Source organism: Hydrogenobaculum sp. Y04AAS1 (assembly GCF_000020785.1).
Taxonomy (GTDB): domain Bacteria; phylum Aquificota; class Aquificia; order Aquificales; family Aquificaceae; genus Hydrogenobaculum.
Genome location: NC_011126.1, coordinates 1 through 11,780, shown reverse-complemented (window position 1 = coordinate 11,780; position 11,780 = coordinate 1). Strand labels below are relative to the sequence as shown.

Below are 11,780 nucleotides of genomic sequence, written 5' to 3'. Positions count from 1 at the left end.
TTAACAAAACAAACACTCAAACATTAACCAAACACCATATAGTTGAATATATGTTTAGGTATAGTGTAAAATATGTATAATAATTATATAAAAAACTTTGTATCTACATAGACTTCAATGCAAAAATTTAAGTTAGCTCTTGACAAACAAAAACAAAAAATGTTAACCTTATACCCATGAGTTAGCAATGAAAAATTTTATTTAGGAGGTAGTTATCATGAGAAACCGTTTGGGTATTCTCATGAGCTTACTCCCAGGAATGAGGAAACACATAGCGCTAATACTTAGCGCTTTCCTGATTCTTGGCGTAGGCTCAGAAGCAAAAGCTAATACAGTCCAAAGGGACTGCTATTCTAAAAATGTTTATGTGTCATGGTATGGGCGTGCAAGACGCATTTACACCGCTAATGGTAAGGTTTACAATCACGATCTTTACTTTGCCGCCTCCAAGACTCTTCCTTTTGGCACAATGCTTTTTATAGAAAATCCAAGAAACCATAGATCTGTGGTAGTAAAAATAGTAGACAGAGGACCATTTGTAAGAGGAAGAGCATTAGATCTTTCTTACGGAGCAGCAAAAGCCCTAGGCATATTGGTTCAGGGGGTAGCAAGAGTGAGAGTAATGTCACTAAGCTGTTCTTACGCCTATAGGAAAAATGTTGATATAATAAAAGATATTATAAGAACATCCAGGGATTCGTAAGCTAAATATTTAAGTGGTATCATTCATTTATGAAGCTAGTTATAATTGCTAACAGGATTCCTCTGATAGCCAGAGGAATGGAGCCACTTACATTTGAAATCCATAACTATAAAGGTAGGCACTGGACCATCGTTTGCCAGATACTACATACCCTCTCAAAAAAATGCATTAGAGATTCTAAATACATTAGCTGAAAACTAATAGCACAAAATAGCTTATAATTATTATAATACGGGGTGTAGCTCAGGTGGTAGAGCACAGGCTTCGGGAGCCTGGGGCCGCAGGTTCAAGTCCTGTCACCCCGATATTATAGGGGATGTAGCTCAGTCGGGAGAGCGATGCCATCGCAAGGCATAGGTCGGGGGTTCAACTCCCCTCATCTCCATAATACTTTGAATTGAATATAATAAACTGAATCGTCAGTCATATATCATAGAAACTAATTAATTTTATGATATAATTAAAAGTATGAATATAAGGGGTCTTGGCACCATAGCCATAAAACTTCTCACCGGAGATTCTGGTAAATTTTTTACACTAATTATGGGTGTCGGGTTTGCTGTGTTTTTGATGCTTCAAATGACATCCACATTTTTTGGTGTAATAGCAAAATCTGGTTCCAGCATATACAATACAGGCGCTGATATGTGGGTAATGGATAGGAGTGTAGATAATTCAAAAGACAACATACCTCTTCCAGATTACGTGCTTGATTATGCAAGAAGCTTACCCGGGGTTCTTTACGCTGCTCCAATATATGTAGGAGGTGGAACCGTTAAACTTCCAAACGGAAGATATCAAGCTGTGGATATAGTAGGCCTTGATGATGTTTCTTTAATGGGTAGACCCATCATGATAAAGGGGAATATAAACGATATATATTCAAGCTACGCTTTTATAGCTATAAAAGATGCGGATTTAAAAAAGCTTGGAAACGTTCATATAGGTTCTACCTTTGAAGTAAACGATCATAAAGGGGTAATAGTGGGTTTTGCCAAAACTGCAATGTCTGGGCTTTTTGGAAATCCAACCCTATATACCACCTATACAAGAGCTACCGAGGATTTACCCACTACAAGGTTTACGATATCTTACGTACTTTTAAAGCTTAAAAACCCCAAATACATACCAGAGATTAAAAAAGCTATAGCTAAGCTTGGTTATAGAGCCTTAACCTCTAAAGAATTTACTAAGATAAATGCCCATTTTTACATGTTTAAAACTGGGTTTGGTATGAATGTATTAATTATGACACTGGTAAGCTTCATAGTAGGGCTTTCGATAGCAGGGCAGACATTTTATACGTTTGTTTTGGAGAATCTTGAAAAATTTGGGGCCTTAAAAGCTATAGGAGCTACTAGGAAAGAGCTTGTTTTTATAATAGTAATTCAAGCGGTTTTGGTGGGGTTTGTAGGCTACGGAGTTGGAGTGCTTTTATCCTCATCGATGATAGCTTTAGGACATCTCAAAGTTCCAAACTACGCAGCTATGGTGGGATACGGCAACATGCTAGCAGCTTTGGTGATGGTTGTATTTATAACAGCCTTCGCTAGTTTCTTAGGAGTAAGAAAGGTATTAAAAGTAGAGGCTTTTGAAGTGTTTAGAGGATAAAATGGAGGATAAAAAAATATCCATACGAGTGCAAAATCTCACAAGATGCTTTGGGACTGGTGAAGCTAAAACGTGTGCTGTGAAAAATGTAAGTCTAGACATATATTACGGAGAGATGTTGTATATAGTAGGGCCTTCTGGTTCTGGTAAAACCACGTTTTTAAGCCTAATATCTGGGGTTTTGAGACCAGACAACGGTAAGGTAATAGTAAAAGATACAGATATATGGTCTTTAGACACGGATTCGTTGGCAAGGTTTAGGCTAAACAACATAGGTTTTGTTTTCCAAGATTACCATCTTTTTCCTAGATTGAGCGTTTTGGAAAATGTAGCTATACCTCTTGTTTTAAAAGGTGAAGACTGGGACAAAGCTATAAATTTGGCAAAAGAAAAACTTCAAATGGCCCAGCTTCCAGAATCTAAATACGAGCTTCCAGCTTACAAGTTATCTGGCGGGGAGCAACAGAGAGTAGCAATAGCAAGGGCTCTCGCCACAAATCCTACAATACTGGCTTTGGACGAACCTACCGCCGCTTTGGATGGAGATACCGGTAAAAAAGTAATGCAACTTATAAAAGAAAGAATGCTTACGCCAGAAAGGACAATATTGGTTATAACCCACGATAGCAGAATATTTGAAGATGCCACTAGAATAGTGCATATGGAAGATGGTGTTATAAAAGAGGCTTCTTTGGATGAAATACACTAAACCGTGGCAGACTTGTAAATCGTGGCAGACTTGTGAAGCGTGGCAGACTTGTAAATTTTTGGCTTTTAGGAGGTAAAAATGAATACAAAAACAAAAATTTTGATAGCTTTAGCTATTCTTGGTATCATAGCAGGTATTATAAGCGCTCACATATACGGATCAGCTCCAAAACCACCGCCACCTGTATATATGACAAAAGACCCTTTTAAAAATGGCGTTTATGCAAACGGCATTATAGAACCAGTACAAGCCAGTGGGGAGAGCATAAATGTATACCCTGAGGTATCTGGAAATGTAACAAAGGTTTTTGTAAAATACGGTGAGTTTGTGCAAAAAGGACAACCGCTTTTCCAAGTGGATGACAGCGTACAAGCCCAAACGGTCAAACAGCTTTACCATCAAGTGCAAGCAGACTATACAAAATATCAAGAGCTTTTACACGAACCAAGACCCCAAGTTTTGGCCGTTTCAAAGGCTCAAGTAGATTACGCCAAAGCGCAGCTTGCTTATGCCCAGTCAAACTATAAAAAGCTTTTAAACTCTTATAAACTAAACCCAAAATCTGTATCAAAACAAGATTTAGATAACGCAAAAAACGCTTTAAAAGAAGCAAAAGAAAATCTTAAAGTGGCAATTAAAAATTATGAACTCACAAAGGCGGGAGCATGGAGTTATGATATAAACACCCAGTATCAACTTTACAAAGCCGATAAGCATGCTTACCAAAGTGCTTTGGAACTTTTAAAAAGATATACGGTAAAAGCGCCGGTATCTGGAACTGTTTTAGAGCTAAACGTGGAAAAAGGGGACTATGTATCACCTTCTGGTGTTTATTATACTTATACACATTCTTACGTTACACCTGTAAGACTTGGTCAAAGCTCCAATGGAGAGCTTCAAGTTAGAGCATTTATAGATGAAATACTTCTTGCAAAACTACCACCTATAAAAGACTTAAAGGCCGTTATGTTTATAAGAGGTACCAACATATCTGTGCCCCTCAAATTTGTAGCGGTAGAACCTTATGTAACACCTAAGATAGAACTATCGGATGAGCTACTAGAAAGAGTAGACGTAAGAGTTCTACCTGTAATATTTAGATTTAAAAAGCCTAAAAACGTAAACCTCTACCCAGGACAGCTTGTAGACATATATTTAGAGGGCAAATAATATGAAAAAGGCTATAGTTGTTATTGGTATAGGAGCTCTGATATTAAACTCTTGCGCTTTTTACGCAAAACCAACAAATGTATCTATAAAATATCCAAGCGCTTTTAAAGAAAAGCTTTCAAAATACGAACAAGTCTACACCACAAAAGATCAAAACCTTTACAAACACTGGTGGAAAACCTTCAACGATAAAACCCTAGATTACTATGTAGACTTAGCTCTCAAAAACAATACAAACTACCTTATAGCTCTTAAAAATATAGAACTCTCGAAGGCTTATGTACTTGAAAACTCATCTGTGCTTTTTCCAAATTTTAACCTAAATGTATCCGGTACAAGACAAAAACTATCTAAACGGACACCCACCGGAAGATTTTTCAGTATAGCGCCCTATACCACCTACAACCTCTCTGTAAGTGCCTCATATGAGATAGATCTTTTTGCAAAAGCTCTAAACGCCTATAGATATTACAAAGAAAATGTAAAAATATCAAAAGAAGAAGCCAAAGCCATTAAAAACGCCCTCATCATGAACACAGTAAACAACTACTATCAAATAGTAGAAAATGCACATTATATAGAGCTTTTAGAAAAAGAAATAAACATAGCAAAGAAAAACTTAGAGCTTGCACAAACAAACTACAAAGCCGGACTTACATCTTATCAAAATGTAGACCAAGCTAAAAGCTCATTGCTAAATTTAGAACAAACGTTAGAAACCTACAAAGCCCAAAGAAAAGTGTTGGTAAATGCCTTTGCTTACCTTTTGGGAGAATATCCAGAAGACTTTAAATTTTCTATATACGGTACGTTGCCAAAGGATTTTGCTATACCAAAAGCAATACCCTCCACAGTGCTCACCACAAGACCAGATGTCAAAGAAGCTATGTACAATGTAATAAACAGTGCTTACGAGAAAAAAATCGCTTTGGCGAACTTCTTTCCATCTTTTGATTTAACTGGTAGCTACGGCTTTCAATCCCAGCAGCTAAATAACCTCGTGACCCAGCCAAGTATATCTTGGAATTTTGGCCTAAACATTATAGAACCTATACTAAACTGGAATCAAAACTTAGGTTTATACAAAGCGTCAAAAGTAGCTTTGGCTCAAAGCATACTAAACTATAGACAAACTGTTTTAAAGGCTTTTAAAGAAGTGGATGATGCTATCGCTCAATATAAAACAGATGATATTAATTATAAAAGCCTAAAAAAAACATATCAAACCGCGTTGGATCAATACCGCATAGCGCTTGCAAATTACAAAGCAGGACTTACTCCTTACAGCAGTCTACTCACTTATAAAACAAATCTAATTGAATCTAAAAAAGCCCTTTTAGATCAGAAACTAAAACTTATACAAGATATATCGTCTTTATACAACGTATTGGGGTATTAAGAAATCAGCTTAACTCTTTTTCTAAGTACTCTTTTAACATGTCAGGGCTTTCCATCTTCGTTATCACACCGGCTTTTATAAAGGATATATCACCGGTTTCTTCTGATACCACCACCGCTAAAGCATCTGATTCTTCGGTGATACCAACCGCAGCCCTATGCCTTGTGCCGTATTTTTTGGGAAGGTCTTTATTTTTAGACAATGGCAATACGCAAGAAGCGTACAATATTTTATCTTCTTTTATTACAACAGCACCATCATGCAGAGGTGTCATAGGATAAAATATCGTTATAAGAAGTTCTACAGATACAGTTGCATCTATATAAGAACAACCATCTATGATATCTTCTAAGCTTTGGCTTCTTTCTATGACAATGAGAGCCCCTATTTGTCTTTGGGATAAAAAAGAGCAAGCCATTGCTATACGTTCTATTACCTTTTGGGTGGCTTGAGAATTTTTTTGTATGCTGGTTCTCTCACCAAGTCTTGATAATGCTCTTCTTATCTCCGGTTGGAATATTATAACAAGTACCACTATGCCTAAGGTCCAAAGTTTTTCAAAGATAAAAGACATGGTCTTAAGACCTAGGGCTTCAGATAGCATCCAAATAAGAGCTATTACAATTACACCCTTTAGTATTTGACCTCCCCTTGATTTTGCCATGTAATATATGACTTCGTATACGAGAAAATAGACCAAAGCTATATCTATAATATCTTTAAGGGTGATAAAATGCAGTATCTCAAGCATAATGATAATTCCTTATTGCATCTAAAAGCGCTATAAACTCTTTAGTAGTAGCTACATCATGGGTTCTTACAATATGGCAAGCGTTTTTTGTAATACTTTGGGCTATAGACCCAAGACTTCCTACAAGCCTTTGCTCTGGGGCTGGTATAGATTCTTTTTGTAAAAACTCTTTTATCACTATACCTATAAAAGATTTTCTTGAAGTACCTATAAGAATTGGCCTATCAAGACTTCTAAGAGCTTCTATCTGATTTAAAATTTCTAAGTTGTGCATAGGTTTTTTGGCAAAGCCTATACATGGGTCTATGATTATGCCGTTAAAGAGATTATACCCAAGTTCTAAAAGCTTTGTCTCTTGGCTTTTAAAATGATTTATAATTTCAAGGGTTATATCCTCATACTCAAAATCTGTATGGGGCCACTGATTTGGTTTGTACGAAGAGGAATGTCCTATGATGTAAGGGCAGTTATAAACAGCTATAGTTTTTAGTATATCATCGTCAAAAACTCCACCACTTATATCGTTTATAATATCTGCCCCTTCTTCAAGACATACCCTAGCAGTATTGGAAAAATATGTATCTATGGATATCCACACATTCTTAAACTCTTTTCTTATCTTTCTTAAGGGTTCTAAAAGCTTACGAACCTCTTCCTCAGAAGATATTTCCTCTGCTCCAGGTCTAGTAGATTGAGCTCCTATATCTATTATATCTGCACCCTCTTTTATAAACTCTTCTACTCTAAAAAGTATATCTTTCTCATCCACCCTTGAAGGTGCGTAAAAGGAATCTTTGGTTATATTTATAACTCCCATTACAAGTGGTTTCATGTCTGAAAGGTGCAAAACTTTTGTGTTGTAAGATATGTTGTAACGGTGCTCTTTGCCAAAATTAATAATATGCTTTATAAGTTCTTTAGCTATTTTTGGTTTTGTGGCTTTTAAAAGCTCAAAAATACCAAACTTATTTCCTATAACAAATGCATATTTCCCCTGATTGTGGCAAAATACACCAAAACGAGCAGCATTTTCTAGCACGTTTTTCTCTAAAAAGCCCTCAAACTTTATAGCAAAAGAGGGCACTATTTTAGATACGTCTTCGGTTTTAATACTGTAATGGATATTTCTTTTTATATATACATGGACGTCTTTTGACGTATTTAAAAATGTTATTTTCATCAGTGCATTTTTATAAGCTTTGCAGTTTTATAAATTTTTATATACTCTTGGACACTTCTTCTCCAAGAAAAATCCTGAGCCATGGCGTTTGAAACAATGTTATACCATTCGTTGTCTTCTGGAATGTATTTTTTCTGATAAACTATCATAGCCCTTGCCATAGTATAAAGAAAATCTTTGTAGGTGTAATCTTCAAAAGAAAAACCAGTACCGTGCTCGTTGTCTTCGTTATAATCTACAACGGTATCCGCTAAACCACCAGTTTTATGCACTATGGGTATAGCTCCGTATCTCATAGCAATCATCTGGCCTATACCGCAAGGCTCGTATTCAGAGGGCATCAAAAACATATCAGCTCCGGCATAAAGCTTTCTAGATAATATATCGTTATATTCTATCCTAGCTGCAACGTATCCCATGTTTCTTTTAACCATATCAAGCACTTTACCCTGATAATAATAATCTCCAGAGCCTAAAAATATAAAATCGTAACCTATTTTTACAGCATCGTCTACAGCTTTTTCTATCAAATCAAGCCCTTTTTGTTTTGCAAGCCTTGCTATAAATGCTGCCAAAGGTCTTGTATGAGGAGTTTCAAGCCCAAAAAGTTCTTTCACATACATTTTATTTTTTTCTTTGCCCGCTTTAAAGGTATTAATATCGTAGTTTTGATACAAACTTTTATCTGTGGCAGGGTTCCAAGATTCGGTATCTATTCCGTTTAAAATCCCAAAAACGTATCTTTTCTCCCTCAGCACACCCTCAAGGCCAAACCCCATATTTGTTTGAATTTCTTTAGCATGTGTTTTGCTTACAGTAGTTATAACATCAGAATGCACTATACCGCCTTTTAAAAAATTAACTTGATTGTAAAATTCTAAATCCTCTGGATTAAAAAGCCCCCACGGTATACCTATTTGAGGTAAAATATGACCTAGGAATATACCTTGAAAAGCTATGTTGTGTATAGTAAGCACCGTAGCAGTCTCATCAAGATGCTTAAAATATAAATCTTTATAAACAGCCACCAGCGCTGTATGCCAATCATGAATGTGTATTATATCTGGGATATGACAAACGTGAGACAAGGTTTCCAAAGAGGCTAACGAGAAAAAGGCAAACCTAAGATAATTATCCTCGTAAGGGCCTTTTGGGGTACCATAAACATATTCTCTTCCAAAAAATGTCTTTTGGTCTATTAGAAATATATCTACATTGTCTAAATTAGTTTTATATATATGAAAATCGTAATACACACCGCCTAAATTTAACGTATGCTGTGTGATGAATTGAACATTTTGGGCTTTTATTGACTTGTAAAATGGAAGTATTACTGAAACTTGATGCCCTAGGTTTACAAGCTCTTTTGCCAAGGACTGGACCACGTCACCCAACCCACCCACCTTCACCAGAGGCTCGCACTCAGAAGCCACAAAGCATATTTTCATATTTTAATTTTACCATACAAACAACACCTTTAAGAAACAAAAAATTATATAATATTTACATGGAGGTCAAAAACACTACAAGCGAAGAACTAATAAGTATAGAAGATTTTTCAAAGGTAAAGCTGGCTTTAGCTAAAGTTTTAGATGTGGAAGAAGTGCCAAAATCCGATAAACTTTTAAAATTAGAAGTAAAGATAGGAGATGAAAAAAGGACAATATTAGCAGGTATAAAGCAGTATTACAGCAAAGATGAGCTTGTGGGCAAAAAAATCCTCGTAGTATACAATTTAAAACCAAGAAAAATGATGGGCTTTGAATCTCAGGGTATGGTATTAGCCCTGTCCGATGGGGATAACTTCTCCTTGATAATACCAGATAAAGATGTAAAAGATGGTACCTTTGCAAGATGATACATATTACTTTTATTCAATACTTACTGTCAGCTGTATCTGGCGTATTTGTAGGACTTATACTTTCTTTAATAGGAGGTGGGGGGTCTATACTGGCGGTACCGTTGCTACTTTACTTCGTAGGACTTGACAATGGAAACTTAAGCAAAGAACAAGACAATATCGTTAAACATCTTGCTATAGGCAGTACAGCGTTGGCGGTAGGTATAAACGCGTTTATCAACTCCATGTTTCATTTCAAACATGGAAACGTCAGTATAAAAGAGGGTTTTATCTTTGCAATACCCGGTATAATAGGCTCTTTTCTGGGGGCTAAAGCGGGGGCTTCTTTAAGAGGCGCAGATTTGTTGGTGGCTTTTGGGTTTATGATGATAGCTATAGCTTTCTACGTAATGTCTACAAAAGAAAAGAAAGAGTTTCACAAAGAAGGAATTGCAGGAAATCCTTTTTTAATAGCTTTGTCCGGATTTTTCGTGGGTATTCTATCTGGGTTTTTTGGTATAGGCGGTGGTTTTTTGATAGTGCCAGCACTTCTTTTTAGCACAAACTTAAGCACTATAAAAGCTATTGGCACCTCTTTGATATCGGTAGGTATGTTTGGTATAACAACTGCCATAGTATATGCTACAAAACACGAGGTGGATTTTCTCATAGCCATCTGTTATCTAATAGGTGGTTTTTTAGGCGGGTTCTTAGGTGTGAAACTGGCAACTAGATTAAACGCAAAAAAACTAAAAACCTTTTACGCTATAGCGGTTATACTTGTAGGCTTATACATTATATACAGAAACATAAGATAATCAATCTAATTTTCTTATAATCTCTCTTAAAGAGGATACAGAGTACTGAATCGTTTTGTCCTCTTTTATCTGTTTTTCTATCTTTTTGATAGAATGGTTAACGCTTGAATGGGACTTTATGTTAAAAGCCTTTGCTATCTCAGCAAGAGAAAAGCCCGTAAACTCTCTTGATAAAAAGATAGCTATATGTTTTGCTGTAGCGTACTTTTTGTTTTTATAGCTTTTATTAAAGATATCCATACCAATGTTAAAATAGTTTGCTACAGCTTTTTTAATCTTGTCTATGCTTATTTCTTTTGGTGTGTTGGTAACTGTGGTAGAGTTGTAATGCGTGGCAGAGTTGTAAGCTTCTAATATAGAAACGCCTTTTGCCTTTATCTGAAGCACAAGACCTTCAATCTCTCTAGCGTTGTTGGTGGTATTGTCTTTTATATAGGATATAAGCCTTTCGTCTACGTTTAGTCCATAAATCTGAATCTTTTGTTTTATAATAGAAAGCTTTATTTGATCATCTATGCTGGTTTCCACCAAAAGACCACCTTCAAACCTACTTACAAGCCTTTCGGAGATATCTTTTATGTCTCTTGGATGCTTATCGCTTGCAAATACTATATGTTTGTTGTATTGAAAAAGATAGTTAAATATGTTAAAAAGCTCCATCTGCGTACGTTCTTTACCAGACAAAAACTGTATATCATCTATGAGTAAGATATCTACGCCTTTGTATTTTTCTCTAAAGCTTATTATATTGCCAGCCTTTAAATAATAAACCATTTCCTCTGTAAAATCGTTCATGGATGTATATATAACGCTTTTTCCAAGAGAGTAAGCTCTGTTGCCTATAGCTTGCAAAAGATGCGTTTTACCGCTTCCTACCTTCCCGTATATAAAAAGGGGGTTATATATAGAATTTTCATCTGTAGCCACTTCTAAAGATGCCCTATAAGCCACTTCGTTTTGTTTACCCACTATAAAGTTATCAAATGTATACTTAGAAGATATACCTTCTTTAAAAGCGGTTTTATTTTTTACATCAGAGGGGTTCAACTTAGTTTCAGCGTTAGGGTATGAAGGTATAGACATGCTAAAAGGCGCTTTATCTACGGCAGTTTGCCTATCAACACTATCTCTGTAAGTTGAATAACTTATGTCTATATTAGGATTATCTTGCTCTTTTATCACAAGTTTTATGGAAAAGCCTTTCTTATAAGCTTCATCTCTTAGTATGTTACCAAGGGTTTGATGTATCCAGTTTTTTGATTGCTCTGTGGGGCATTCCAATACAAGGCTTTTTCCTTCAATAGCTATTGGTTTTAAGCTTTTAACAAGGGCCATTGTAGGTTTGTCAATTTTCTTGCTTATACCAACAAGTATGTTTTCCCATATGCCTTTGCAGTCTTTATTGGTATTTTTTTGATTTGAAAATCCTAAAACACCAAAAAATTCACTTTTCCTATTTACCTTTATTTTTTTAAATTGATTTAGGTTCTTATTCATATGTTTTAAGTATATAGGTCTCGTTAGTGTTAAAAATACAAAAAAAATAGAAACTTATCAATACCTTTTATATTTTGATCTAAATGCTTAAAGAACCTTAAT

At 35.7% G+C, this 11,780-nt stretch carries 11 protein-coding genes and 2 tRNA genes; 9 read left to right on the top strand and 4 right to left on the bottom strand.

Annotated elements, in window-relative coordinates:
* The first annotated feature begins 217 nt into the window (after nt 1-217).
* The 7 genes from HY04AAS1_RS00065 (at nt 218) to HY04AAS1_RS00035 (ending at nt 5,592) form a co-directional block, all read left to right on the top strand.
* A complete protein-coding gene (locus tag HY04AAS1_RS00065; protein ID WP_012513060.1) occupies nt 218-703 on the top strand; it encodes a septal ring lytic transglycosylase RlpA family protein in 486 nt (161 codons plus the stop codon).
* Nucleotides 704-935: 232 nt separating this feature from the next.
* Nucleotides 936-1,008, top strand: a tRNA-Pro gene (locus HY04AAS1_RS00060).
* Between the two features lie 7 nt (nt 1,009-1,015).
* Nucleotides 1,016-1,088, top strand: a tRNA-Ala gene (locus HY04AAS1_RS00055).
* Nucleotides 1,089-1,177: 89 nt separating this feature from the next.
* Nucleotides 1,178-2,314 carry an ABC transporter permease gene (locus HY04AAS1_RS00050; RefSeq protein WP_343122201.1) on the top strand — a complete coding sequence of 379 codons (1,137 nt, stop codon included), beginning with the start codon at nt 1,178-1,180 and terminating at the stop codon, nt 2,312-2,314.
* A gap of 1 nt (nt 2,315) precedes the next feature.
* Nucleotides 2,316-3,023, top strand: a complete 708-nt coding sequence (locus HY04AAS1_RS00045) for an ABC transporter ATP-binding protein (protein WP_012513058.1) — start codon at nt 2,316-2,318, stop codon at nt 3,021-3,023.
* A 78-nt stretch (nt 3,024-3,101) separates the two neighbouring features.
* A complete protein-coding gene (locus HY04AAS1_RS00040) occupies nt 3,102-4,193 on the top strand; it encodes an HlyD family secretion protein (protein ID WP_012513057.1) in 1,092 nt (363 codons plus the stop codon).
* Between the two features lies 1 nt (nt 4,194).
* Nucleotides 4,195-5,592, top strand: coding sequence for a TolC family protein (locus HY04AAS1_RS00035; RefSeq protein ID WP_012513056.1), 1,398 nt, complete (start codon nt 4,195-4,197; stop codon nt 5,590-5,592).
* A 4-nt stretch (nt 5,593-5,596) separates the two neighbouring features.
* Here HY04AAS1_RS00035 and cdaA read toward each other — a convergent pair whose 3' ends face one another.
* Genes cdaA through HY04AAS1_RS00020 form a run of 3 tightly spaced genes read right to left on the bottom strand, consistent with a single transcriptional unit; the run spans nt 5,597 to nt 8,971 of the window.
* On the bottom strand, nt 5,597-6,343 hold the full coding sequence (gene cdaA / locus HY04AAS1_RS00030; RefSeq protein WP_012513055.1) for a diadenylate cyclase CdaA: 747 nt from the start codon (nt 6,341-6,343) through the stop codon (nt 5,597-5,599).
* Nucleotides 6,336-7,523, bottom strand: coding sequence for a dihydropteroate synthase (gene folP, locus HY04AAS1_RS00025; protein WP_012513054.1), 1,188 nt, complete (start codon nt 7,521-7,523; stop codon nt 6,336-6,338). Before folP ends, cdaA begins: the two co-directional genes overlap by 8 nt.
* Entirely contained in the window at nt 7,523-8,971 is a 1,449-nt protein-coding gene (locus HY04AAS1_RS00020) for a glycogen synthase (protein ID WP_012513053.1), read from the bottom strand. The genes folP and HY04AAS1_RS00020 overlap by 1 nt, the downstream gene beginning before the upstream one ends.
* A gap of 59 nt (nt 8,972-9,030) precedes the next feature.
* Here HY04AAS1_RS00020 and metG point away from each other — a divergent pair, with 59 nt between their 5' ends.
* Nucleotides 9,031-9,381, top strand: a complete 351-nt coding sequence (gene metG / locus HY04AAS1_RS00015) for a methionine--tRNA ligase subunit beta (RefSeq protein WP_012513052.1) — start codon at nt 9,031-9,033, stop codon at nt 9,379-9,381.
* Entirely contained in the window at nt 9,378-10,181 is an 804-nt protein-coding gene (locus HY04AAS1_RS00010; protein ID WP_012513051.1) for a sulfite exporter TauE/SafE family protein, read from the top strand. Before metG ends, HY04AAS1_RS00010 begins: the two co-directional genes overlap by 4 nt.
* On the opposite strand, the gene dnaA is transcribed toward HY04AAS1_RS00010, so the two are convergent.
* A complete protein-coding gene (dnaA, locus tag HY04AAS1_RS00005) occupies nt 10,182-11,678 on the bottom strand; it encodes a chromosomal replication initiator protein DnaA (RefSeq protein ID WP_041307931.1) in 1,497 nt (498 codons plus the stop codon).
* Nucleotides 11,679-11,780 lie beyond the last annotated feature (102 nt).